The sequence below is a fragment of the Desulfoscipio sp. XC116 genome (genome assembly GCF_039851975.1).
In the GTDB taxonomy this organism is placed as follows: Bacteria; Bacillota; Desulfotomaculia; order Desulfotomaculales; family Desulfallaceae; genus Sporotomaculum.
The window spans coordinates 1,668,030-1,692,226 of the sequence record NZ_CP156660.1 but is presented as its reverse complement, the minus strand read 5'-3'; the positions used below and the strand labels follow the sequence as shown (position 1 = coordinate 1,692,226).

Here is a 24,197-nt window from a genome sequence, read left to right as displayed (position 1 = left end):
ACAACATCACAAAAAAGAATTAATTTTTCACGATAAGCTACAAGGAGGGAATGATATGCCCGAACCCCAACCGGTAATGCCGCGCAGCTGGCGAATAGAAACCAAACCACATAAGTTTTGTCCCGGGTGCGGCCACGGACTGGTATTAAAATGTCTGGGTGAAGCCATAGACGAACTGGATATCCAGCAGCGCACCGTATTTGGCTGCGATATTGGCTGTTCACTGCTGTCCTGGGACTTTTTCAATGTGGATAGTGTACAAACACACCATGGACGCACCACCCCGGTGGCCACCGGCATTAAGAGAGCCAACCCCGACACCGTTTGCATAGCTTATATGGGCGACGGCGGTGGCTACGCCATTGGCTCGCAGCACCTGGTTAACGCAGCAAGCCGCAATGAAAACATCACGGTCATCTTAGCCAACAATACGGTATACGCCATGACCGGCGGCCAGATGGCTCCCACTACCATGCCGGGGCAAAAAACCGAAACCAGCCCTTACGGGCGCGACCCGGCACCCACAGGCTACCCCATGCAAGGGCCGGAAATGGTCGCCGCCATAACCCGGGAAGGGGCTTATGTGGCACGTGGCACCATCGCCAACTTAAGACAGTTGAAAGGGTATATAAAAAAAGCGCTGGAAAACCAGCTGGCCGGACGGGGCTTCTCCTTTGTAGAGGCACTGGCGGCCTGCCCCACCAATTGGCGTACCAACGCCGAGGAGACCTGGCGGTTTGTAGAAAAAGACATGACCAACCATTTTAAAGTAGGTGAGTTGAAAAATCCTGAGAACCCTGCCGTAGGTGAAAAAGTTGTTTAAGACGACTTTTTATTAATCGTATTGGAATTGCTGACATTTATTGATTACCATTGTGACAACATTTCCGAACCCGGCACGAGATATCGGTATTATGCCAAAAAGGCCGACCCTGTTCAGGGTCGGCCTTACGCAGAAAAATTATAGCCCTAAAGTGTAAAAATATTAAAAGCAGGCAATACTTTTCATTAACATTACCTATCATTTTATAGTAATTAAAATAATAATAGCTATCCTTTAATAAGGCAAAATTTAAGCCGCTTCTTTATCTTACCTATTGCGTTAGCACAGGAGGAATTCATTGTTATGTTTAACAACCACATGCACCGCTATATGCATAAACAACCGCGGGACGAGCGCACCCGACTGGCCCGGACTATAGACTTTGTACTTACGTTAATATTTACCTGGTTCTTCACAATTTTTGCCGTACAGCTTTTACCGTTGGGTCAAACAATAACTAACATGATAATCATTCCCCTAATGATAGCCGAAGTTATATTAGTCACCAAAATAAAAATCAACCGCCGTAAAGCACTGAATACCCATCGAGATATATGGTACAGCGCCCGCAAATGCCGGCAAAATATCAAGAACATGGATACCCAAGAGAAATTTATCCAGCTGGTTCAAGAGCTGCTTGAGGGTATGGCTCCCTTTGAAAAACTTAAAACGTTCAGTCACTGTGCAAACTCGACCATCGCCCTTTCCGGCAACCTGCGCAATCAAAAGATTGGCATCATGTGCTTAAATCCCACCGAGGAGGAGCACCGGATGACCGCCAATCAGATTAAAAATTTCCTACGGGAAATTAAGCAAGCCCATTTTCAAAAAGGTATTGTTATAAGCAGCGGCTCATACACAGATGAAGCACGCCGTTTAGCCCGGCGGGTGCATGGACGGGTTAAAATACATCTCATTGACGGTCATGGATTACTGCACATGGCCAAACACACCCGGCATCCCGTTTTTCCGTTGGAAAAATGGCAGGAAGAAGGGGACACTCGAATATCAGGCATAGAAATGGCTCTTTCTATCAAGGATAATATAATGGCCTCAAAAAAAAGAGCTTTGTTATTCACTTTGCTCGGCCTGTTTTTTTTAATCATTGCCGCCTTACAAACCGGGTTGCTCAGTACCATCTATATTATATTTGGCGTAATAAACTTATTTATAGGCCTAACCGGTTTTTTAGTGGGTTTACTGTATAAAAATGAATTAATTTTTGATTAATCCCTGTTTATCCAGGCGTTATAATCACGCACAAAATTCCAACCACGTATGCTCCCCGGCGCAGTATTACAGAAAACATAATTATGAACACCTGCCGTATCATGCTTTAGTTTCGCGCGGTATGCACAATCATCCCGACTACCACTCATGCCTTTACCACCCCCGAAAAAGAATAGTCAGCGGCTGCTTCCCAGTACTTTAGAATTTCACCCCGACCCAAGTATTATCATCCCTAACAGGAGAAATCCCCCTCTTGATACCAGAAGGGGATTTCGTCTTTTCAAGCCCGTAATGACCTACGCTACAACCACCATGCATATCTGCGCAGCTCATGACAACCTTTCGGCTATCATGAACCATTACGACACCCATAGTGATCTTTGCTCGACAATTATGGATACCTGATGAGCCTGCAACAATCTCTCGACTGCTGCAAACCCATAGGATTAGCTAAGAGACACTATCCATGCGGCACCCATAATTATCTTAGCTCGACCGATAAACATCCCTTGCGACCATATAATAATCTTTATGACTATTATATAGCCTGCCGGAACACTTACCGATCTGCCCGCCGGCTAATATCGAGCCTTGCGACCCGATAATAACCTTTGGCCGACTATTACAGAGCCTTTATGACCCTGTAATAATCTTGGCTCGGCCATTACGAACCTTACGCTAATATAATGCCCGGTCAACAAAATTATATGTCTGTTAATATGTGGCAACATTTAGCGTACAAAGCTAGCTTTTATTTTTTTGTCCTGCCGCACCGAAAATTCCAAAGAAGGGAAAGAACACCAGCAATAACAGTAACCACAATAAAGATCCACCGCCGCCAATGCCATAAGCCATTTGAGAACCTCCTTTTTTTACCTTTTTGTTCTGAATAGGATTAGAAAAGATAAAACCATTCCAAAACATCTATATTAATATTTTCCAACATACTATTCATTAAAATGACAATATGTGCACAACAGTTGATTTTCCTGGCATAGATTAGCAATGATTATTTATTGTCTTCCGGCCGCATTATTTGCAGAACACAATACAATAGAAAGAACCGGACTAAAAAATGATATTGTCAAATATGTTGCCATCTTTATTGGCAACATAAAAAAGCCTCCGGAACTCCGGAAGCTTTGCTATCATTGGCGGGAGTGTGTGAGAATCGAACTCACCAGGGACGGGATCGCCGCCCCGCGGACTGGTTTTGAAGACCAGGGGCACCACCAGGCACCATCCACCCCCATATTCATTTTTGCGACAATAAATATTATAACAAAGAAAATTTAATTAAACAAGTTTATGTGTATACAATTCTCATTGATTTTAAGAGTAAAATATAATAATCTATTATAGTGATTTAATTTGAGCCTTCACCCGTTAACTTTCAATAACCGGCACCAAAGACAACCGAACACACTCCAAAATACCGGAACAGCGGCTTAAATACCGCCAAAGAAGGAAAATTATATCACTTTGTCGAAGGTTAAGCTTAAGAAATCTACAGCCTTCTTTCACAATAAGTAGGTGAACTAACATAATGATATTTGATTTCTTCAGTGAAATTAAAAACGAATTAGGCGTTGTGGAAGATGAGCTGAAAAAAGCTGTTCGTTCTTCCGATCCGTTATTAACGGAAACAGCCACGCATTTAATCAGCGCGGGAGGTAAACGTCTGCGTCCCGCGTTTTGTTTGCTGGGTGGTAAATTTTGTAATTTTAACATGGACAAACTGGTACCCCTGGCCGTAGCCCTGGAGTTAATTCACATGGCCAGCCTGGTGCATGATGATGTGGTGGATTCGTCTTTAACCAGAAGGGGCATACCCACAATAAAGGCACAATGGGGTAATCGTATTTCCACCCACATTGGTGATTACCTGCTGGGCAAGTCATTAATACTGATTTCCCGTTATGAGGAACCATCGATTCCCAGGGTGCTGGCAGACACCAGCATAAAAATGTGCGAGGGGGAAATCTTACAAATTACCGCCACCTATAATACCGATCAGAGTATCAAAGACTATTTTTATCGCATTAACCGGAAAACCGCCCTTTTAATTTCAGCATCCTGCCAGTTGGGGGCAGTGGCCTGCGGAGCTCCGCGGCGTTTACATCAATCGCTGCGGCGGTTCGGCCATTACATTGGCATGGCCTTTCAAATTACCGATGATATTTTGGACATGACCGCCGAGCAAATCAGACTTGGTAAACCCGTAGGCGGTGATTTAAGGCAGGGCATTATCACCCTGCCGGCTATCTATGCATTAAAAAAAAGCAATGCCGGGGATAAACTGCAAGCAATTATTAATAAACCCGATAAAAGTGAACAAGAAGTAAACGAGGCAATTGACTTGATTACCAAAAACGGCGGTATAGCCTATTCGGCCGATATTGCCGGCCAATATGTGGCTAAAGCTAAAAAGGAGTTGGCCAAGTTGCCTGAAGTACCGGTAAAGAGAACCATGCAAACTATTGCTGATTTTATCAATATCAGAAAGTTTTAGTATTATTTACATCGGCAAAGCATAGCCCGGCAAGGCATACTAATTTCGATATTTTAAAATTGAGCAAACCATATTCTTTTTACCATTGCACCCGGAGTTGATTTATTTGGAACTTTACCCCATATTTCTCAATCTAAAAGATAAAAAGTGCCTGGTGGTAGGCGGCGGCAAAGTAGCCGAGCGTAAAGTAAGTGCTCTGGCCCGCTGTGGTGCTCAGATCCACGTCATTAGTCCGCAATTAACCGCTGAATTGCAAAATATGGTAGAATGCGGACTGATTAAGCATCGTCATGGTTATTATGAAACCAGCGATTTGGCAGATGCTTTTCTAGTAATCAGCGCCACGAACAATGAGGCCGCAAACCACACCGTAGCCAACGATTGCATGCAGCGCAATATAATGGTTAATGTAGTGGATGACCCGCCCAGATGTAATTTTTTTGTGCCCTCCGTGGTACACCGGGGCTCGCTTAAACTGGCTGTTTCCACAGGCGGCAGCAGTCCCAGGCTGGCTAGAATGATACGCCAAAAACTGGAACAGGAATTTGGCACTGCCTTCACCGAATTCACCAATTTTTTAGGCGCAATACGCAGGCAGGTACGAGAGCAAGTGACGAATACCGCCAAACGCGAGCAGATTTTAAAAGATCTAGTGGATGAAACTACATTTGCGATGGTCGCGCAAGGGGATTTAGAGAGAGCAAAGGAGCGGGTAAACAATGTCTGTCGTATCAATCGGTGTCAATCATAAAACTGCTCCGGTGGAAATTAGAGAAAAACTATCTTTTTCGGAAAATTCATTATCGGACGCCTTGGACAGGCTGCTTGACCAACCGGTGATATTGGGCTGCGTGATTATTTCCACCTGCAACCGCACAGAAATATATGCCCATGTTACTGATGTTGAAAGCGGCATTGAAACTATCAGAAGTTTTTTGCAACATAAGTCGGGCGTTGAACCGGTTATGATTAAAAAATATACTTACGCCTTTGCACAGCATAAAACCGCCCGACACTTGTTTAGAGTGGCAGCCGGGCTTGATTCCATGCTGCTGGGGGAAACCCAGATTTTAGGCCAGGTTAGAACCGCTTACCAGCTGGCCCAAAAACATAACGCCACCGATAAGGTAATTAGTACTTTATTTAGACAGGCCATTACGGTGGGTAAGCAAGCCCGGACAGAAACGGGCATCGACCAGCATGCAGTTTCCATTAGCTATGCCGCAGTGGAGTTGGCCAAGCAAATTTTCCAGGACCTGACCGGCCGTTCAGTGCTGGTTATCGGAGCCGGTAAAATGAGTGAATTAACCGCTAAACACCTGGTGGCCAACGGCGTTTCCGGGGTTATTGTTTCCAATCGTTCCTATGACCGGGCCGTATGCCTGGCCCGGCAATTTGGCGGTCAAGCCGTCAAATTTAATCAATTATATCGCTACCTGGAAGCAGCCGATATAGTAATCAGCTGCACGGCCGCGACCCATTACGTGGTGCGAGCGCCCGAAATGCAAAGAACGCTGGCCGAGAATACCGGTAAAAAAATTATGCTGATTGACATTGCGGTACCCAGGGATATAGACCCGGCTGTGGGCAGCCTGCCCGGTGTTAAGCTTTACGATATTGATGATTTGCAGAATGTAGTGGACAATAATCTTATGGAACGCAAACGGGCCGCCATTATGGCGGACGCTATTATAGAAGAGGCGGTGGAAGAGTTTTCCCGCTGGCAGGGCATACAATATGTCGTTCCCACCGTCACCGCGCTAAAAAAACACGGTGAATCAATCAGACAGCGGGAAATGACCCGGGCGCTCAGCAAATTGGGTGATCTGTCCGCCCATGACCGTAAGATAATTGAATCAATGGCCAATACCATTGTCAATCAATTATTACACACTCCCGTTACCCGCTTAAAAGAATACGCCCTTACCGAGCATGGTCCGGTCTATCAAGAGGCCGTGGAAAAACTATTTCTTCCGGATAATCCGGACGATTTGGATGAATCGGACAGACGAGCTGTTGCCGGGCAGCCGACAAAGGAGAAGCGGGGTAAACAGCCGAAACCTGCGGCCCGGGCCTCGGGCCAGCATTAATATAAATTGACTGTTATAATTCCGGGTACGAGCTTTATCCGTGGCCGCACCCGAAATTTTTATTGTAAATATGGGTATCCTGTGCCATAAGGCAAATTGTTCGTATCGGAGGCTGAAATGGTAGACCAAGTGATTATCGGATCCCGGGACAGCGACTTAGCCATGTGGCAAGCCCGGTGGGTGGCCAATACACTGCAACGGGCCCACCCCGACCGCAGTTTTCATATACAAGGCATGAAAACCAAAGGCGACAACATTTTAGATGTGGCTCTGGCCAAAATTGGTGACAAGGGACTGTTCACCAAGGAACTTGAGGTAGCGCTGTTAAACGGTACAATAAAACTGGCCGTGCACAGCATGAAGGATTTGCCCACCAAGCTGCCGGAGGGGCTGGACATCGGAGCAATGTGTGAGCGGGAATATCCCGGCGATGTTTTAATAGCCAGGGATAATATCCGGCTGGCTGACTTAAAGATTGGCGCCCGTATCGGTACAAGCAGTTTACGGCGACGTGCCCAGCTGCTTAATTACCGTCCCGATCTGCAAATGGTGGATATACGAGGCAACTTAAATACCCGGCTGCGCAAATTTAAAGAGCTGAATTTGGATGCCATTGTGCTGGCTTACGCCGGTATTAAGCGCATGGGTTACGAAGAAATGATAACTGAGTTAATTCCTTTTGATATTTGCCTGCCCGCCGTAGGACAGGGTTCGATTGGAGTGGAGATAAAAAGTACCGATACCGCAACTCGAGATATTATAGCAGCATTGGATCACGATCCCTCCAGAGCGGCTATCGAAGCCGAAAGAGCATTCATGAGAAGGCTGGAAGGCGGCTGCCAGGTACCTATCGGCGCTTACGGACAAATACAGAATGATATACTGACACTTAAAGGAGCGGTTGTTGACCTTAACGGGCAAACCGCGTTGCGTCACAGTGTAACGGGACAGTTAGCCGATGCCCGGCTTTTGGGCACTAAGCTGGCCGACGTGCTGATCGAGCGCGGCGCGGAAAGAATATTACGGCAAGCAAGACAGGAGTATGGTTTTCATGACAAATAACAAGGGAACGGTATATCTTATCGGTGCCGGACCGGGCGATCCGGGACTGCTCACGGTTAGAGGGTTGGAGTGCATCAGACAGGCCGACGTGATCGTCTATGACCGTTTGGCCGGGCCGCGGCTATTGGAGCAGCGCCGACCGGATGCACAGTGTATTTTTGTAGGTAAAAAACCTGACCGGCATACCCTATCTCAGGAGGAAATAAATCAACTGCTCGTGGACAAGGCTTTGCAAGGCCATACCGTAGCACGTTTAAAAGGAGGAGACCCCTTCCTATTTGGACGCGGCGGCGAGGAGGCCGAGGAACTGGCCCGCCACGGCATACCCTTTGAAATAATTCCCGGCGTTACCTCGGCTATTGCTGTGCCGGCTTACGCGGGCATACCGGTAACGCACAGGGATTTTACATCCACCTTGGCCATTATTACGGGTAATGAAGACCCTACCAAAGAAAATTCCAACATCCAGTGGTCCAAAATAGCCACCGGCGTGGGCACTTTGATATTTTTGATGGGCATGGGCAACTTACCGGGTATTACCCAAAAGCTAACGGAGCACGGTCGAGATCCTGCAACCCCCGTGGCACTGATCCGCTGGGGCACCCGCCCGGAACAAAAAACACTGGTGGGCCGGCTGGATAATATCTCGCAGATGGCTCTGGATCAGGGCTTTAAAAACCCGGCCATAATTATAGTGGGCGAAGTGGTGCAGCTGCGAGACAAATTAAGCTGGTTTGAGAATAAGCCATTGTTCGGTAAAAGAATACTGGTTACCCGCTCCCGGGAGCAGGCCAGTAGCTTATCCCAGGCTATTTATAACCTGGGCGGCGAACCGGTGGAGTTTCCTACCATTGCCATCGCTCCGCCCGAGGACAGCGCACCCCTGGAAAACGCCCTGGCCCGGTTGCCGGAGTATAACTGGATTATTTTTACCAGTGTAAACGGAGTTAACTATTTCTTCGATGCCCTACGCCGATTAAACGGCGATATCCGCAATTTAAAAGGTCTGAAAATATGCGCTATCGGACCGCAAACCGGTAAAGCACTGCAAAAAATGGCCCTGCAGACAGCTTACATACCCACGGAATACCGGGCCGAGGCCATCGTAGAGGGGCTAAAAGACCAGATAGCGCCAGGTGACCGGGTGTTGTTGCCCCGGGCTGACATAGCCAGGAAAATATTACCGGAGGCACTGTCCCGCCTGGACGCCCGGGTGGATGAAGTAACCGCTTACCGCACCGTGCTGGGGAACGGCAACGCAGAGGTCATTCGGAACATGCTGGCCGAAGATGCAATTGATTTAATTACCTTTACCAGTTCTTCAACGGTACGCAATTTTATCACCCTGCTGGGAACAGTATCTCCGGGGCAACTGGTAAAGAACGCTAAAGTAGCCTGCATTGGACCCATTACCGCGGCCACGGCCCGGGAATTAGGTCTGCCGGTGCATATTGAAGCGGACACATACACCATAAACGGACTGCTGCAAGCTATTTTAAATATACAATAATGAGAAATATGCGGGGAAGGACCGCTCCCAACGGCGGTTAGCTTTACATCAGTATACCAAGACGATTAGGCACAATGCCGATATTAAGTTACGGTTTACATAAAGGTTATAACCTCGTTAGAACCATTATTGCCCCATTGACCGATATAGAGGAGAAGATTATGATCAGTGTAAGCAGATTACTTTGCGGAGCCAAATATTACGGAGATTCCCTGCGTTATAAACATGACGCGGGCTGTCAGCGCAACGGAACAACGGCGGGGCATGGGCCGGTGGTGGTATGGAACACCACCCGTACCTGCAACTTAAGATGCCTGCACTGTTATTCCAGCTCCGACGACCGTATTTATGATAATGAGCTCACCACCGCCGAGGCCAAAAACTTTATTGATGATCTGGCCGCCTTTAAAGTGCCCGTAATACTTTTTTCGGGGGGCGAGCCTTTATTGCGCCATGATTTCTTTGCATTGGCCGGCTACGCCCGCAGTAAAAATATCCGCTGCACCCTTTCCACCAACGGCACATTAATCACCCCCGAGGTAGCCGCCCAGATCAAAGATATAGGCGTCAGCTACGTGGGCATCAGCCTGGACGGCATCGGTGACAATAACGACCGTTTTCGGGGCCGCAAAGGGGCTTTTGACGCCGCCTTAAGCGGAATTCGTGCTTGCCGGGCCATCGGCCAGCGAGTGGGTTTGCGGTTCACCATTAACCGCCATAACATTGATCAGCTGCCCGACATATTTAAATTAATCGAGGACGAAGATATACCCCGGGTATGCTTCTATCATCTGGTTTACAGCGGCCGGGGCAGTAAAATGATAAACGAAGATGTGAGCCACACCCAAACCCGGCGGGCTATGGACTTAATTATGGAACGTACCCAAGATTACCACCGCCGCGGTTTAAATAAGGAAATACTAACGGTGGACAACCATGCCGACGGCATCTATATTTATCTGGCCCTGCAAAAGGCCGACCCGGCTCGGGGGGAGCGGGTACGCCAATTGTTGACAGCCAACGGCGGCAACCGCTCGGGTATAGCCATCGGGGCAGTAGACTGGTTTGGCAACGTATACCCCGACCAGTTCACCCGCCAGCATGTGCTGGGCAATATCCGGGAAAAATCTTTTGCAGATATCTGGCAAAATTCAAGCCATCCCGTTTTGCAGGGTTTAAAAGACCGTAAACCACTGCTGAAAGAACGCTGTGCCGACTGCCGCTGGCTTGATATGTGCAACGGTAATTTCAGAACGCGAGCCGAAGCGGTATACGGTGATTTCTGGGCCCCCGATCCCGCCTGTTACCTGACTGATGAAGAAATAGGCCTTGCCGTAAGAACATAAGCATGCATGGAATACCTCGCATGTATTTAGCTTATACCGGCATTTAAATCAATTATGCGGAAACTGGACTAAATCCATCAGTACCATCTATTCTAAGAAATCAGGAGGTGCACGCACCATGTATTTTCCGGTCGCCAGACCGCGCCGCCTTCGTTCCAGCGCCAATATGCGGCGACTGGTCAGGGAAAACCACTTGCGGGTGGATGATTTAATATATCCTTTTTTCGTCACCGGCGGCTCCAATGTGCAAAAACCCGTGGAGTCGATGCCCGGCGTATATAATTTATCCATCGACCGCTTGCTTACCAAGGTGGCCGCAATACAAGCGCTGGGCATCCCGGGCATATTGCTGTTCGGTATTCCGGATAGCAAGGACGCTTTTGGCAGCGGTGCTTATGATGCCGGCGGCATTGTCCAGCAAGCCGTGCGGGCAGTTAAGGATAAATTCCCCGACCTGCTGGTCATTACCGACGTTTGCCTGTGTGAGTACACCGATCACGGACACTGCGGCATTGTGCATGAATCTCAAGTTTTAAACGACCCCACCTTGGAACTGCTGGCCCGCACCGCTGTTTCTCACGCACAAAGCGGAGCAGACATCGTAGCGCCGTCGGATATGATGGACGGGCGAGTGCAGGCTATTAGAAAAGCCCTGGATGCGGAGGGGTTCGCCAATATCCCCATCATGTCTTACAGTGTTAAGTACGCTTCGGCTTTTTACGGTCCTTTTCGGGAAGCAGCCGGCTCCGCACCGCAATTCGGAGACCGCAAAACTTACCAGATGGACCCGCCCAACCTCAGGGAAGCCCTGCGGGAGGCAGAGCAAGATATTGCCGAAGGCGCCGATATAATTATTGTTAAGCCGGCTATGGCTTACATGGATGTAATTGCGGCAGTGCGTGGAAATTTTGATAGCCCGCTGGCGGCGTATAATGTCAGCGGTGAATATTCCATGCTTAAAGCCGCGGCCCGCCTGGGCTGGATCGACGAACGCAGAACCACCCTGGAATTGCTGACCGGCATGAAAAGGGCCGGGGCGGACATTATTATTACTTACCATGCCCCGGATGTGGCGCGCTGGTTAAACGAATAAAGAAAGGAACAAACCTGCATGCTGGTATCCTGGAACACCACCAACGCCTGTAACCTGTACTGCAAGCACTGCTACCGGGATTCGGGAGCCCGGGCGGAAGAGGAGCTTAATACGGCAGAAGGTAAAAAGCTGATTGACGATATAGCCCGGGCCGGTTTTAAGATCATGATTTTTAGCGGTGGCGAGCCGCTCATGCGGAACGATATTTATGAGCTGATTCAATACGCCGCTGACACCGGTCTCCGCCCCGTGCTGGGTTCCAATGGCACGCTGATCACCCCTGAAGCTGCCGCCCGATTGAAAAACGCGGGTGCTATGGCAGTGGGCATCAGTCTGGATAGTACCGACCCGGCCAGGCATGACGATTTTCGGGGCTCCGCCGGCGCTTGGCAAGGAGCGGTGGACGGTATGCGAGCCTGTCGGGAGGCCGGCCTGCCCTTTCAGGTGCATACCACAGTGATGGAGTGGAACAACGGCGAAATTGAAGATTTAACGGACTTGTCCGTGAGCTTAGGCGCCCGGGGCCACCATATTTTCTTTATGGTGCCCACCGGCCGAGCGGTTAATATTGAAGCCGAAACGCTGCGCGCAGAACAATATGAACAACTGCTGCAGCGTATTATGGTCAAGCAAAGCCAGGTGGATATAGAGCTTAAGCCAACCTGCGCGCCCCAATTCATGCGCATCGCCCGTCAAATGGGGGTAAACATGCGCTTTAGCCGCGGATGTCTGGCCGGGACGGCCTACTGCATTATCGGTCCCCGGGGTGATGTACAGCCCTGCGCTTATCTTAATATACCCCTGGGCAATGTGCGCCGGATCCCCTTTGACCATATTTGGCGCGAGAACGAAGTGCTGCAAAAGCTGCGCACTATGGAATACAGCGGTGGCTGCGGCACCTGCCGGTATAAAAAGATATGCGGCGGCTGCCGGGCCAGAGCTTATTATTACCACGGAGATTACATGGCCGAAGAACCGTGGTGTCTTTATCACGGAAGAAGGGGATATTAGTGCATGAGTGTTGACCGAATCGATAAGCAGCTGCTAAACATTATTCAGTCCAACTTCCCCGTTACCGAGCGGCCCTACGATATGATTGGTCAAAAGCTCGGTATCAGTGAGCAAAATGTACTGGAAAGATTACAACGGCTGCGGCAAGCCGGCATTATCCGGCGACTGGGCGGGCTGTTTGATTCCCGTAAAATTGGTTATACGGGCACACTGTGTGCTATGCAAGTACCTGAAAAGGACATTGACCGGGTAGCCCAGATAATCAACAGCTATCCGGGTATTACCCATAACTACCTGCGCAACCACCGTTATAATATGTGGTTTACCTTGCTGGCTCAAACGGAACAACATATCGAAGGGGTTTTAAATGAAATAAGACAAAAAACCGGCCTGACGGATATATTAAACCTGCCGGCCGTCAATATCTTTAAAGTGCGCGTTAACTTTAACCTGTCCGAGGTGCAGCATGCTGACTGAACTGGAAAAACAAATTGTCAGGGAATTGCAGCAGGGCCTGCCCCTAGTGGAAAGACCATACTTGGCTATAGCCCAAAGAATTGGTCTGTCAGAAAATGAATTAATGATTAAAATAAAAGAAATGATAAGTAATGGCATGATTCGCCGTTTTGGGGCAGCCCTGCGCCACCAGGACCTGGGTTACACCGCCAATGCCATGGTGGTGTGGGACGCACCGGAAGAACGGGCCGCCGACATTGGGCGGCAGTTGGCCGGGTTTACCGAAGTAACTCACTGTTACCAGCGCCCCCGGCGGCCCGGCTGGCCATACACCGTATTTACCGTTATTCACGGACACACACAGAATCAATGTAAACAATTAGCTGCCGTAATGGCTGAAAAAGTGGGCGTAAGTAATTATAAACTATTGTTTAGCACTACCGAGCTAAAAAAGAGCAGCATGCAATATTTTATTGACTAGGTGCCGGCTTCTTTATGGTCAAAAGCCGGGCCGCCGGGAAAAGCATGTCGCATATGGTAAATGGCCCGGTGTTCGACAAGTATGGTGCAGTATTATCTTAATTGGACGGTGATCCTATGCATAATGGATTTAACAAATCAGCACAATTGTATGAAGAAGCCGCAAGGTATATCCCCGGCGGCGTTAACAGCCCGGTGCGAGCCTTTAAATCCGTGGGTAAAACGCCTGTATTTATAACAAAAGGCGAGGGAGCCGTGCTAACCGACGTCGACGGCAATACATATATTGATTACGTGGGTTCCTGGGGCCCGCTGGTACTCGGCCACCGGCACCCGGAGGTAGTTAAAGCACTGCAAAATTGCCTGGAAATAGGCACCAGTTTTGGTGCCCCTACCGAGCTGGAAACCGTGTTGGCTAAAATGATTGTTGACGCTCTGCCCGCTATGGATATGGTCAGGCTGGTAAACTCGGGTACTGAGGCCGCCATGAGCGCCATCAGATTAGCCCGGGGCTACACCAACCGTAATAAAATTATCAAATTCGCCGGCTGCTACCACGGACACGCCGATTTTCTGTTAATCAAGGCGGGATCCGGTGCTTTAACCCTGGGCGTTCCCACAAGTCCGGGCGTACCCGCGAGCACGGCGGAACATACCATTAACGCGCCATTTAACGACCTGGAAACATTGCAGGATATTTTTTGTCAGGTGGGAGAAGATATTGCCGCGGTAATCGTGGAGCCGGTGGCCGGCAACATGGGGGTAATTCCCCCGGCGCCCGGTTTTCTGGCGGGTTTGCGTAAGCTAACTGCCCGGCACGGAGCCCTGCTCATTATAGACGAGGTAATGACAGGCTTTCGAGTGGCTTATGGCGGCGCCCAGGTACTGTATGACGTTGAGCCCGATATCACATGCCTGGGTAAAATAATCGGCGGGGGACTGCCCGTTGGCGCCTACGCAGGGAAAAAAGAAATTATGTCCGCGGTGGCCCCGGCCGGGCCAATCTACCAAGCCGGCACATTGTCGGGCAACCCGCTGGCGGTAACGGCCGGTATAGCCACACTGGAGCTGTTGCGCCGGCCGGGGGTTTACGACACTCTGGAACGAAAATCGGCCCGCCTGGATCGGGGCTTGCGGCAAGCAGCTGCGGATGCGGGGCTGGAGCTTACCTTTAACCGGGTGGGGTCCATGCTATGCACATTCTTCACCAATGAACCCGTAACCGATTTCGATTCGGCATCCCAGTCCGATACGAAACAGTTTGCCGAATTCTTTGCGGGCATGCTGCAGAAAGGCGTTTACCTGGCACCTTCCCAGTTTGAAGCTGCCTTTATGTCCTTGGCCCATACCGATGAACAAATCGACTATACCATCGAAGCCGCTCGAGCAGTATTTAAGGAAATAAAAAAGTAAACAATAAATGGTATCGGGCAGAACCGCATTACCACACCTGATATGCCGATTACAGTTTAGCATGTCAGAAACGGTATACCGAAACAACCGTTCCCGATATGTATATCCGGTTACCCAATACGGGAAAAGTTCTACTTTGTTTTGTACACAGGAGTATGTATTATGCGGCACTGTCCGGGAAACCCGGCCGTGCCGTTCACTGTTATTCATGCGCAAAAAAGGGCTTGTTCTTGATCAAACCGGAACGGACTACACTGATTAACACCCATTTAACACCCCAAAATTAATCTTAAACCCCAAAAAAGTCCGTTAAAGAAGAAGCCATTTGACATAAATGAAGTCACATGATATAAATTATCTATATCATGTGAATTTAATAACATTATCAATAAAACATTTTATTATAGCAATAACATAGCACCGTGTAAAGAGTTATATCTAAAAATTTGCGATATAATTAAGTTGCCTTAGTGCTATATATAAATACAAAGAAAGCGGAGGTGACATAATTGAAAACTTTACGGGTTCCGGAAGCAACTGTGACCAGACTGTCCATCTACTCCAGGTTCCTGGAAAGGTTGGACAGAAACGGTATTACCACGGTTTCGTCGGGTGAGATAGCCGAGGGAGTGGGGGTAAGTCCGGCCCAAGTCCGCAAGGATCTGGCGTATTTTGGCGAGTTCGGTACCCGGGGCGTGGGCTATAATGTCAAAGACTTGATGAAATATACACTTAAGATACTCGGTTTAGATCAAGAATGGTCACTGGCCATCGTGGGAGCCGGCAATCTGGGTTTTGCACTATGTACGTACCGGGGTTTCAACGTCCGGGGCTTTCATATATCCGGCGTGTTTGATAATGACTCTACCAGAATTGGTAAAAGAATCGGTGATCTGATGGTACAGCCCCTGACCCAGTTCCCTAAAATAGCCCAAAGGGAAAACATTCGCATCGGGGTAATTGCCGTACCCACCAGCGCAGCGCAAGAAGTGGCTGATACGATGGTTAGAAATGGTGTGCAGGCTATTTTGAACTTCGCCCCGGTAGCAATAAACGTACCTGATGAAATAGAAATACGCAATGTGGATTTGTCCGTCAAATTAGAAATACTAACCTTTAACCTGGGCTTTAGGGCTGCCCAAAGCCTATAACCGACTAATACCTATCCATAAAATAGCCTGCCCCAACCGGCAGGTTATTTATTTACGGGAGATGAAAAGTATGGCTAATTATCATGTACTGGAAATCAAGTCTGCCAAGCGGGAACAATTTATCGATATCACTGACGACATCCGCCTGCTGATTAATAAAAGCAAGGCAGCCGAAGGAGTATGCCATATTTATGTGCCGCATACCACCGCCGGTGTAACTATTAATGAAGGACACGATCCCAGCGTTATTTACGATATACTGACACACTTAAACAAGCTAATTCCCAATAGCGGCGGGTATACCCATCTGGAAGGAAATTCAGATGCCCATATTAAGACTTTCCTGGCCGGTACGGGCAAAACCGTGCTATTAAGCGGGGGTAAACCACTGCTGGGCACCTGGCAGCGTATATTCTTTTGCGAATTTGACGGCCCTCGCAAACGTAAACTGTTTATTAAAATTATCAGCGATTGAAAATCCATCTCCGGAACAGGCAGATTATCTTATCTTTCCAGGGAGCTTTTTCCCGGCCTAGTCTATAGTCACGGGCTTAAAAGTCAAATCTGGCCAACACGGGGTCTTCTGTTTGTCCGGGCCCACAATTATCCGGAGTTATTTCAGAAGAAAGCCCGGCAGCACAAGTTTTCTCGACTATCGATTGATTGCTGCTTCCATCCGGATCAATTTCGCCGGCCACCGACCCGGATTTCGCAACCGAGGACAGAAGACCGCCTGCCTGCCGATCGGCCTGCTCAATATCTTCCTCATACTTTAACAGCACATTTAAGGTATGACGGACCATCTGCTCGTCAAGCCTGTCCCGACCCAATAATAGCAATGTCCTGGCCCAATCAATGGTTTCGGTGATACTAGGTGATTTTTTTATTTTCATTTTGCGTAATCTTTGCACAAAATCAACGATTTGTCCGGCCAGGTGACGCGATATACCGGGTACCTTTAAATTTAAAATAACTTGTTCCCGAGCGGCATCAGGGTAAGTCAGGTAAAGATATAAACACCTGCGCTTTAACGCGTCCCCCAATTCCCTTGTACTGTTGCTGGTAATCACTACATAAGGTTTATGTGTCGCCCTGATAAGTCCAAATTCGGGTATACTAACCTGAAATTCCGATAATGCCTCCAACAAAAAACTTTCCAGTTCTTCCTCACCTTTATCTATCTCATCCACCAGCAATACTACCGGACATTTAGCCCGAAAAGCTTTAAGCAAAGGCCTTTCCAATAGAAAATCAGTGGAAAAAATATCGCAATCGCTGCCATGCATTTGAATGTGCAATAACTGTTTTTGATAGTTCCACTCATAAAGAGTTTTACTTTCATCCAATCCGGGGTAGCACTGCAGCCTGATCAGTTCAGTTTGCCCGGCCATCGCTATAGCACCGGCCAGACCGGTTTTACCCACTCCGGCCGGACCCTCAATCAGCAGTGGTTTCTCCAGCCGCCCGGCCAAATAGACTGTGGTAGCAATCCTTCTATCTATAATATATTTCTGGGTTAGCAAACCATCCATGACACTTTCAACACTTTTAAAAAAATCATTAACTCTATTCATAGATACTCCTCAGGTGATAAAATATTTTTAAAAACTTAAAAACCCGTTACTACACGGAGGTCATTATGCTGATTGAAATTTTCACAAAGCAAATAGATAAAAAAAATATAATTTTAACGCTTTTATCCGCCGAGCCACAGCTACAGGCAACAGGAGAGGAAATATCTGTTCCCGGACTGGTTCTACATATTACCGACAATTACCTGCTGTTTAAAATTAAATCACCGGCATGGGCCGAACGCATCGTACCGCTGTTATTCTCCGTAAAACCTATCAATGCCGCAGGTCAGCTGCATGAACCCGTATCCGACATGAAAATCATTGTCACCGCTAAAAGCTATGAGCCAACACTAATACTACCCCATTTGCACGAGCTCAACCATTTGGACATGGAGCGTGGTGAACTGCTGGGCATCAGGATGGCAGAATGGCGTTCCCGGGATGTGGCTGTGCTGGCCAATGCCGAATTAGCCGTACAAGGGGGCATAATCACAGCCCGCATTAAATTTAATTCTCACTTCAGGGATAGCCGGTATAACTGCGGGGTTTGCATTGATCAAGTGTCCATAGGACGGCTTATAGAACCCCTCAGCCCCGAATTTATCAGGCCGCCTTTGCGGCCCCAAATTACCGGTCCGATTATCCAAGCCTATCTGCCCTTGCCCGGTGCCGGGTGGGCAGAATTTATCAACCAGCGGCTTGCCCCGGTCATTTACCGTCAAACCACCGACTCGTACCTGTTAGACTATGGTGCGGCAGGCCACATAGAATTTAAACAAAAAACCGACCGGCGTGAAATATTGTGCAGCATTGAATTAACCGATCCTCAAATATTTACCGCCGGTTTAATAGAACACCTGCACAATTTGTTGGGCCTTGAAGATTTAACCATAACGCATACGGCAGAAAACATTTTAATACCACCGGAATATCTAATTAGCCGGCTATCCTTTAATAAGGAGCCAAACTTTTATTCATTTTCCGTATCGGAGGATTGCTTTACTGCATTATACGATATAAAAAAGCTTAATTTAACAATAAAAAGCACTATTATATTAAAAAATGATGAAGTAATTCCTGACAACATACGCCATATCCACAACCAAATGACTCAATATATGAATAAGGTGCTAAGGTACACTATCTAAGCATACAGTCAGAGCAGCGGCATACCAAGCTTGATAAGTGTGTCAATTGGACGTTTGGAAATTGGAAAGGTCAAGGTATTATCAAATGCACACCGACATAATTAAGACAGTTAACTATTTACGTAAGGCCGGACTGCGCATTTCACCCGCAGAAATACTTGATTTCTGTCGCGCTTTGCAAATAATCGAACTGCGCAAGGATGATGCTCTGACTGCGGCCCTGTGTACCCTGGCCAAAGACAAACAGGTCCAAGATACTTTGGTTGCTGCCATCAATACTTATCTGCAGTATATGGCGGCGGATAATCATCTGATTATTCCACCGGCCGTCGATGCCCGAGCGGCACTGGTCAGCCCGCCCCATTTAAACCATAAGATTTTCTTTAACCGTTTACAGAATATTAAGGACAGTATCCGCCAGGAGATAATGCGAATTAACGAAGCAAGTATATCCGGCAGCTCCGGGGGCGATATCATAGGCGTCGAAGCCGGCGTTAGATATAACACCAACCGGACCAACCGGCAGTATAAATTAGCACAGCGCCAGACAATGCCTAACCGGCAGGGAACATCCCAAAACGACACAACCACCCCCGGGCCAAGCAACCTGCGGCAGCTGGATCTGGCCCAAGCCGACTCCGAACAATTAGCGGAAATAAATAAAATAATTACCGTCATGGGACGACAACTAGCTGCCTATAAAGGTTACAGAAAGACCCCCGCACCCACGGGTATGATCGATATGCGCCGCACTGTGCGGCAAGCAGCCGCCCGAGGGGGTATGCCGGTGACACTAAAAAAAACGCAGCGCGTACCCGGTAGACCCCGCATCAGCATCATATGCGACCTATCCGGCTCAATGGCACCGTACAGCGTCTTTTTTTTACAACTGCTGCTCAGCCTGCAGCACAAGTTTTCCAAGTTAAAGTCATTTGCCTTTGTTGATCACATCGCTGAAATAACGGACTTGGCCGTAACCACTTCGGGAGCTTGGAATGTTGTGGCCAGAACAATTTTACGAAGGTCTCGGATATCAAGCACCGGGTTTAGCAACTACGGGCGTGTGTGGGAGCAATTTAAAAATGATTATATACACACTCTAACACCGCAAACCACACTGATCATTCTGGGTGACGCCCGGAACAACTGGCAGCCGGACGGAACGGAATACCTAAGCATCATTACCGGCCGGTGCCGAAGAACGGTTTGGCTTAACCCCTTGCCCCAAATCAGTTGGTCAATTAATGATTGCATTATGGACACCTATGCGCCTTTTTGCTCACTGGTGTTGGAATGCCGCAATGCACAGCAGCTTTCCCTGGCTATGAAGAAAATAATATCCCGATCATAAATAAACTGCCCTGCGATAATGACATCTAGACATTGACATTAACCCCTTTTTAGAGTAGAATAGTCTTTGCGTTCAGTATTTCGGGATGTAGCGCAGTTTGGCTAGCGCGCTTGCCTTGGGAGCAAGAGGCCGGGGGTTCAAATCCCTCCATCCCGACCATGCAGGCCCCATGGTCAAGAGGCCTAAGACACCGCCCTTTCACGGCGGTAACCCGGGTTCGAATCCCGGTGGGGTCACCAGTAAAAAGAGGGGACATTCCTCCCGCGGAGGAATGTCCCCGATATATGGAGGGGTTCCCGAGCGGCCAAAGGGAGCAGACTGTAAATCTGCCGGCGACGCCTTCGCAGGTTCGAATCCTGCCCCCTCCACCATAATGGGGCGTAGCCAAGTGGTAAGGCAACGGGCTCTGAACTCGTCACTCGTTGGTTCAAATCCAGCCGCCCCAGCCAGAGAAGGAGCAGGAGCAGAAACCTGTTCCTTGAGTGTTTTTATACTAATTTTTATCAATAGGCATTTTAAATAAACTCTTAAGCATTTTTACTTTTTTTCGCGAAGTACCCATCAGATACATCCAGCACAATATCACCGGCATTTATGTACTGGGCCGGTTTACACCTCTTAATTTTTGCTTTTTTTTCATATCAGCCGCCCTGCCCATATCCCATACCGGGCGATAGCCTGTTGTATTTTTAGCCAACAATCCTGCAATCCTTTTCGCCATTAGTTAACACCTCCGAAACTTATAGTTATCAATTTACCTTTTACTTACTACTTCATAGCATAAATATTTTTTTTGATATTATGTATTAAATATAGCAGGATTTCATTTTTATAGTGTAGAACTTTTCTGATAATCAATTTATTATGTTAAGACAAGGGAAGGGGGATGTAAAGTTGGCTGAAAAGAAGAAGTTTAAGTTTAATTATGTTTTAGATGCCACTAAGTGCATGGCCTGTGCGGCCTGTGAAGTGGAATGCAAGTTTAACGGCATTTACATTGATGATACCGTAAACTACGCCATTAACCTTGACAATTGCACCCGTTGCGGAAAATGCTTCCGGGCGTGTCCCAGTGGAGCAATTTCCAAAATTTCAAATGCAGCCTAGTTGAAAAGCTGCTTTCGGCTCTGGTCGAAAGCAGCTTTTCAATTGGGGGAAAAGATATATTTGCCTTGTTGACATGCTACATTAACTGTGTTAATATTATTTCTGCGCGGATGATCAGAATTTTAACCGTTGCAGAATAAGGGTTATATGCGGCAGTGGCGGAATTGGCAGACGCGTAAGATTCAGGTTCTTATGCCCGTCAGGGTGTGGAGGTTCAAGTCCTCTCTGCCGCACCAGAAAGACCCCGGTTGGTGCCGGGTTTTTTTTATGAGGAAGCATCAATATTTTTATTATTTCAAAACCTCAAACTCTTGTGTTCGATATCAAAAAAAGTCCGGCATTTAAGCCGGACGGGGAGAGATAGAACTCACCAAAGCGGAGTATTAACATTATAACCAGTAACCCAAGTTACTATTCATATGCGTGCCACCCAAGGAAAATACACAGATTGTGTCACATTATAACTTAAAAAAGCAACATTATCTGTACAGGCAATTATAATCTCGAAACATAACGAAAGATCGGAGTCATAAATAATAGACACCTCTTACTATAAGTATATTGTGCAAATAAGTAAGGGGGTTTTTTTATGCTTAAAAATATTTTATGGGCCATGTTGATATTTACCTCAGCCCTTGTTTCAGGAAGTGTGTTTCAGCCGTTAACAGCAACAGCCGGTGACAATGATGCGGACAACCCCAAAAAATACACTCTTTTATTTTTTATACAGGGTTTAAATAACGCAGACATAGACGGTCCCGGACTGCCTAATATGAAAAAGCTAAAAAGTGAAGGAATTAGCTACCAACATTTGTCTAAAACAGTGTCATCACAAGAACAGGTCACAAGCGCAAGCGTTTTGGGACCGGCAAACAACCGGTTCCTATTACCCCAAACCCTTAGCGACAACAGTATTGATTGCCTTGCCGTAGACGGCACGGGGACTATAACTGCTTCGCCGGCCCGGGAAAACCGTTTGGAATTAATCATAGAGAAAAATGATCGACTGGCCGTGGACAAGTTTTTGAATAAAACAAACAAGTCTCTTTATCAATTTACAGCCATTTACCTGGACGACATCAGCGCCCCGGGTAAATTAAATAACTCCGCTGCATTTCAACAGTGGTCACTGGCCGACAACCAGATAGGCAGAATATTAAACCATCTTATTCAACTGGATAAACTGGCTTATTCAACTATTATAATTACCGGCGGCGGCGAAGAGCCTCCGTTAATTGTATTTAATATTAGCACAAATCAGCCCAAAAGCTTTCACCATTGCCGCCAAATGGATATTGCACCAACCATATGCAGTATATATGGCATCACACCGCCAACCCAAATGCCCGGCAATATTCTTTACGAAAGCCTGCCGCTAACATCAAGTCAGTCAATTAATAATTTAAACCGTAGAATCATTGATTTGCAAAAGGAATGCCGTCATTATAATCAACAAATCAGCATACTTCAAAAAGAACAGCGATCAGTTAAGATACAAAAAGAAGATATAAAGAAGGAAAGAGAAAACATACACAGAATTATTTCAGAAAAAGACAACACTGTACAAAAGCTGAGCAGGCAAATAAAAATATTGAAGTTTTTGGGAACTTTTATTCTTATTATATTAATAATTGGCTATATTTTTCAATACAGATGGCTGCGCAAAAAGTTTCTTATGTTCCCCTAAACACAGGGTATGCTATATTGCCATACGTTCATTTTTTATCACCGGCGAGCAGGATTTTTCAGAATATATGTCGAAATTATAATTCAAGTTTTTAAAAAAATTAAAATAATTATAAATACCCGGCACAATACCGGCAACAGCAATAAATTTATTTGTCCAACTATTGCAGGAGATCGCTTATTTGTTGTTGAATCATTTTTAGTTGATAACTGAATTTTTAGTCACTAACGCGCGCATCCAATATTTAACTAAAACAGAGCAGGGGTGGTAGTAATGAAACTAGCTATATCAGGTAAAGGCGGCGTTGGCAAGACAACGATTGCCTCAGCACTGGCTAAAATATTTGCCCAAAACAAGGGCACCGTTTACGCCATTGATGCCGACCCGGATGCCTGTCTGGCCGCGGCTATCGGCATACCCGAGGAAGAGGCTGTTAAGCTTAAGCCGGTTGTGGAAATGCGTGATGCCATTCGCAATAAAATTGGCGACGGTGCGATTTACGTACTTAACCCCAAATTAGATGATTTTTTAGATGATTACAGCTATAAATTTAATAACATCCGCTTTTTTCGCATGGGCGATCCTAAAAAGGGCGGTTCGGATTGTTACTGCAGAGAGAATACATTTTTAAATGCCCTGGTAACATCGCTGCTGCTGGACAAAAAAGATACCGTTATTATGGATATGGGCGCCGGTATTGAACATTTGAGCAGGGGCACGGCCCGGGGAGTGGATATGATGCTGGTAGTGGTTGAACCCAGCCGCAACAGCGTCAATACAGCTAAAAACGTACAGAGAATGGCAAGCGACCTGGGTATTAAAAAAGTAGGTATTATCGCCAATAAAATTCACACAGAAAAAGAAAAAAATTTTATTGAATCAATTTTCCCGGGCAATATAATCCTGGGGTTTATAAAATTTTCCGAATCTATTTGGGCAAATGCTATGGAACCTTCTCAAGCCACGGAATTTGGGGGAGAATTACTGGCGGAGATGCAGCAGATTTGCCTTAAAATTTCGGAGGAGGCAGGTGATCGATAACAAGGAAAAGCCATATATAATTATCAGCTATTGGGGCGGTCTGAAGTTATGGGGGGAGTTTCTTCGGCTGAACCATGTAAGTTAATCAACTATCTTTCTTAAGGAGGTTAAA

22 protein-coding genes and 6 tRNA genes are annotated in these 24,197 nt (G+C 47.1%); 25 read left to right on the top strand and 3 right to left on the bottom strand.

What is annotated here, in order from left to right:
• Positions 1-55 precede the first annotated feature (55 nt).
• Together ABDB91_RS08035 and ABDB91_RS08030 are read left to right on the top strand one after the other, a co-directional pair.
• On the top strand, positions 56-823 hold the full coding sequence (locus ABDB91_RS08035; protein ID WP_347491084.1) for a thiamine pyrophosphate-dependent enzyme: 768 nt from the start codon (positions 56-58) through the stop codon (positions 821-823).
• A gap of 303 nt (positions 824-1,126) precedes the next feature.
• Positions 1,127-2,053 carry a restriction endonuclease gene (locus ABDB91_RS08030; RefSeq protein ID WP_347491083.1) on the top strand — a complete coding sequence of 309 codons (927 nt, stop codon included), beginning with the start codon at positions 1,127-1,129 and terminating at the stop codon, positions 2,051-2,053.
• Between the two features lie 1,152 nt (positions 2,054-3,205).
• On the opposite strand, the gene ABDB91_RS08025 is transcribed toward ABDB91_RS08030, so the two are convergent.
• Positions 3,206-3,304: transfer RNA gene (locus ABDB91_RS08025), tRNA-Sec, on the bottom strand.
• Between the two features lie 298 nt (positions 3,305-3,602).
• Between ABDB91_RS08025 and ABDB91_RS08020 the strand changes: the two genes are divergently transcribed.
• From ABDB91_RS08020 to ABDB91_RS07960, 13 genes are all read left to right on the top strand, one after another.
• The gene (locus ABDB91_RS08020) at positions 3,603-4,565 is read left to right on the top strand and encodes a polyprenyl synthetase family protein (RefSeq protein ID WP_347491561.1); all 963 of its coding nucleotides are present in this window, start codon (positions 3,603-3,605) and stop codon (positions 4,563-4,565) included.
• A gap of 106 nt (positions 4,566-4,671) precedes the next feature.
• The gene (locus ABDB91_RS08015; protein ID WP_347491082.1) at positions 4,672-5,316 is read left to right on the top strand and encodes a bifunctional precorrin-2 dehydrogenase/sirohydrochlorin ferrochelatase; all 645 of its coding nucleotides are present in this window, start codon (positions 4,672-4,674) and stop codon (positions 5,314-5,316) included.
• Entirely contained in the window at positions 5,285-6,655 is a 1,371-nt protein-coding gene (hemA, locus tag ABDB91_RS08010) for a glutamyl-tRNA reductase (protein WP_347491080.1), read from the top strand. Before ABDB91_RS08015 ends, hemA begins: the two co-directional genes overlap by 32 nt.
• A gap of 117 nt (positions 6,656-6,772) precedes the next feature.
• Positions 6,773-7,717, top strand: coding sequence for a hydroxymethylbilane synthase (gene hemC / locus ABDB91_RS08005; protein ID WP_347491079.1), 945 nt, complete (start codon positions 6,773-6,775; stop codon positions 7,715-7,717).
• Positions 7,707-9,227, top strand: coding sequence for a uroporphyrinogen-III C-methyltransferase (gene cobA / locus ABDB91_RS08000; RefSeq protein ID WP_347491078.1), 1,521 nt, complete (start codon positions 7,707-7,709; stop codon positions 9,225-9,227). The genes hemC and cobA overlap by 11 nt, the downstream gene beginning before the upstream one ends.
• 161 nt (positions 9,228-9,388) lie before the next feature.
• Positions 9,389-10,573 carry a putative heme d1 biosynthesis radical SAM protein NirJ1 gene (gene nirJ1, locus ABDB91_RS07995; protein WP_347491077.1) on the top strand — a complete coding sequence of 395 codons (1,185 nt, stop codon included), beginning with the start codon at positions 9,389-9,391 and terminating at the stop codon, positions 10,571-10,573.
• 118 nt (positions 10,574-10,691) lie between these two features.
• Entirely contained in the window at positions 10,692-11,666 is a 975-nt protein-coding gene (hemB, locus tag ABDB91_RS07990) for a porphobilinogen synthase (protein ID WP_347491076.1), read from the top strand.
• Positions 11,667-11,684: 18 nt separating this feature from the next.
• Positions 11,685-12,677: a putative heme d1 biosynthesis radical SAM protein NirJ2 gene (gene nirJ2 / locus ABDB91_RS07985; RefSeq protein WP_347491075.1), complete on the top strand. Its 993-nt coding sequence runs from the start codon at positions 11,685-11,687 to the stop codon at positions 12,675-12,677.
• A gap of 3 nt (positions 12,678-12,680) precedes the next feature.
• The gene (locus ABDB91_RS07980) at positions 12,681-13,154 is read left to right on the top strand and encodes an AsnC family transcriptional regulator (protein ID WP_347491074.1); all 474 of its coding nucleotides are present in this window, start codon (positions 12,681-12,683) and stop codon (positions 13,152-13,154) included.
• Complete coding sequence (locus tag ABDB91_RS07975) at positions 13,144-13,614, top strand: Lrp/AsnC family transcriptional regulator (protein WP_347491073.1); 471 nt, start codon at positions 13,144-13,146, stop codon at positions 13,612-13,614. The genes ABDB91_RS07980 and ABDB91_RS07975 overlap by 11 nt, the downstream gene beginning before the upstream one ends.
• A gap of 116 nt (positions 13,615-13,730) precedes the next feature.
• Positions 13,731-15,026 carry a glutamate-1-semialdehyde 2,1-aminomutase gene (gene hemL / locus ABDB91_RS07970; RefSeq protein ID WP_347491072.1) on the top strand — a complete coding sequence of 432 codons (1,296 nt, stop codon included), beginning with the start codon at positions 13,731-13,733 and terminating at the stop codon, positions 15,024-15,026.
• Between the two features lie 509 nt (positions 15,027-15,535).
• Positions 15,536-16,177, top strand: coding sequence for a redox-sensing transcriptional repressor Rex (locus ABDB91_RS07965; protein WP_347491071.1), 642 nt, complete (start codon positions 15,536-15,538; stop codon positions 16,175-16,177).
• A gap of 70 nt (positions 16,178-16,247) precedes the next feature.
• Complete coding sequence (locus tag ABDB91_RS07960; protein ID WP_347491070.1) at positions 16,248-16,652, top strand: secondary thiamine-phosphate synthase enzyme YjbQ; 405 nt, start codon at positions 16,248-16,250, stop codon at positions 16,650-16,652.
• 76 nt (positions 16,653-16,728) lie between these two features.
• Here the strand turns inward: ABDB91_RS07960 and ABDB91_RS07955 are convergent, their stop codons facing one another.
• Positions 16,729-17,751: a MoxR family ATPase gene (locus ABDB91_RS07955; protein WP_347491069.1), complete on the bottom strand. Its 1,023-nt coding sequence runs from the start codon at positions 17,749-17,751 to the stop codon at positions 16,729-16,731.
• Positions 17,752-17,816: 65 nt separating this feature from the next.
• Here ABDB91_RS07955 and ABDB91_RS07950 point away from each other — a divergent pair, with 65 nt between their 5' ends.
• The 6 genes from ABDB91_RS07950 (at position 17,817) to ABDB91_RS07925 (ending at position 20,699) form a co-directional block, all read left to right on the top strand.
• The gene (locus ABDB91_RS07950) at positions 17,817-18,899 is read left to right on the top strand and encodes a hypothetical protein (RefSeq protein WP_347491067.1); all 1,083 of its coding nucleotides are present in this window, start codon (positions 17,817-17,819) and stop codon (positions 18,897-18,899) included.
• 61 nt (positions 18,900-18,960) lie between these two features.
• Positions 18,961-20,250, top strand: coding sequence for a VWA domain-containing protein (locus ABDB91_RS07945; RefSeq protein ID WP_347491066.1), 1,290 nt, complete (start codon positions 18,961-18,963; stop codon positions 20,248-20,250).
• 81 nt (positions 20,251-20,331) lie between these two features.
• Positions 20,332-20,409, top strand: a tRNA-Pro gene (locus ABDB91_RS07940).
• Between the two features lie 4 nt (positions 20,410-20,413).
• A tRNA-Glu gene (locus ABDB91_RS07935) sits at positions 20,414-20,489 on the top strand.
• A 47-nt stretch (positions 20,490-20,536) separates the two neighbouring features.
• Positions 20,537-20,621, top strand: a tRNA-Tyr gene (locus ABDB91_RS07930).
• Between the two features lie 3 nt (positions 20,622-20,624).
• Positions 20,625-20,699: transfer RNA gene (locus ABDB91_RS07925), tRNA-Gln, on the top strand.
• Positions 20,700-20,842: 143 nt separating this feature from the next.
• Here ABDB91_RS07925 and ABDB91_RS07920 read toward each other — a convergent pair.
• Positions 20,843-20,971, bottom strand: a complete 129-nt coding sequence (locus ABDB91_RS07920; RefSeq protein ID WP_347491065.1) for a hypothetical protein — start codon at positions 20,969-20,971, stop codon at positions 20,843-20,845.
• 173 nt (positions 20,972-21,144) lie between these two features.
• Between ABDB91_RS07920 and ABDB91_RS07915 the strand changes: the two genes are divergently transcribed.
• The 4 genes from ABDB91_RS07915 to ABDB91_RS07900 all read left to right on the top strand — a co-directional run bounded on the left by ABDB91_RS07915 (position 21,145) and on the right by ABDB91_RS07900 (position 24,085).
• Entirely contained in the window at positions 21,145-21,357 is a 213-nt protein-coding gene (locus ABDB91_RS07915; protein WP_347491064.1) for a 4Fe-4S binding protein, read from the top strand.
• Positions 21,358-21,506: 149 nt separating this feature from the next.
• A tRNA-Leu gene (locus tag ABDB91_RS07910) sits at positions 21,507-21,593 on the top strand.
• A gap of 353 nt (positions 21,594-21,946) precedes the next feature.
• On the top strand, positions 21,947-23,044 hold the full coding sequence (locus ABDB91_RS07905; RefSeq protein WP_347491063.1) for a hypothetical protein: 1,098 nt from the start codon (positions 21,947-21,949) through the stop codon (positions 23,042-23,044).
• Between the two features lie 273 nt (positions 23,045-23,317).
• Positions 23,318-24,085 carry an AAA family ATPase gene (locus tag ABDB91_RS07900; protein ID WP_347491062.1) on the top strand — a complete coding sequence of 256 codons (768 nt, stop codon included), beginning with the start codon at positions 23,318-23,320 and terminating at the stop codon, positions 24,083-24,085.
• Positions 24,086-24,197: the final 112 nt, after the last annotated feature.

Coding starts and splice junctions, on each gene's coding strand:
- nirJ1 (WP_347491077.1), top strand. CDS start 9,389: ATGATCAGTGTAAGCAGATTACTTTGCGGAGCCAAATATTACGGAGAT.
- ABDB91_RS07920 (WP_347491065.1), bottom strand. CDS start 20,971: ATGGCGAAAAGGATTGCAGGATTGTTGGCTAAAAATACAACAGGCTAT.
- ABDB91_RS07980 (WP_347491074.1), top strand. CDS start 12,681: ATGAGTGTTGACCGAATCGATAAGCAGCTGCTAAACATTATTCAGTCC.
- ABDB91_RS07900 (WP_347491062.1), top strand. CDS start 23,318: ATGAAACTAGCTATATCAGGTAAAGGCGGCGTTGGCAAGACAACGATT.
- cobA (WP_347491078.1), top strand. CDS start 7,707: ATGACAAATAACAAGGGAACGGTATATCTTATCGGTGCCGGACCGGGC.
- ABDB91_RS07975 (WP_347491073.1), top strand. CDS start 13,144: ATGCTGACTGAACTGGAAAAACAAATTGTCAGGGAATTGCAGCAGGGC.
- ABDB91_RS08035 (WP_347491084.1), top strand. CDS start 56: ATGCCCGAACCCCAACCGGTAATGCCGCGCAGCTGGCGAATAGAAACC.
- hemB (WP_347491076.1), top strand. CDS start 10,692: ATGTATTTTCCGGTCGCCAGACCGCGCCGCCTTCGTTCCAGCGCCAAT.
- hemL (WP_347491072.1), top strand. CDS start 13,731: ATGCATAATGGATTTAACAAATCAGCACAATTGTATGAAGAAGCCGCA.
- hemC (WP_347491079.1), top strand. CDS start 6,773: ATGGTAGACCAAGTGATTATCGGATCCCGGGACAGCGACTTAGCCATG.
- ABDB91_RS07950 (WP_347491067.1), top strand. CDS start 17,817: ATGCTGATTGAAATTTTCACAAAGCAAATAGATAAAAAAAATATAATT.
- ABDB91_RS07960 (WP_347491070.1), top strand. CDS start 16,248: ATGGCTAATTATCATGTACTGGAAATCAAGTCTGCCAAGCGGGAACAA.
- hemA (WP_347491080.1), top strand. CDS start 5,285: ATGTCTGTCGTATCAATCGGTGTCAATCATAAAACTGCTCCGGTGGAA.
- ABDB91_RS07905 (WP_347491063.1), top strand. CDS start 21,947: ATGCTTAAAAATATTTTATGGGCCATGTTGATATTTACCTCAGCCCTT.
- nirJ2 (WP_347491075.1), top strand. CDS start 11,685: ATGCTGGTATCCTGGAACACCACCAACGCCTGTAACCTGTACTGCAAG.
- ABDB91_RS07955 (WP_347491069.1), bottom strand. CDS start 17,751: ATGAATAGAGTTAATGATTTTTTTAAAAGTGTTGAAAGTGTCATGGAT.
- ABDB91_RS08030 (WP_347491083.1), top strand. CDS start 1,127: ATGTTTAACAACCACATGCACCGCTATATGCATAAACAACCGCGGGAC.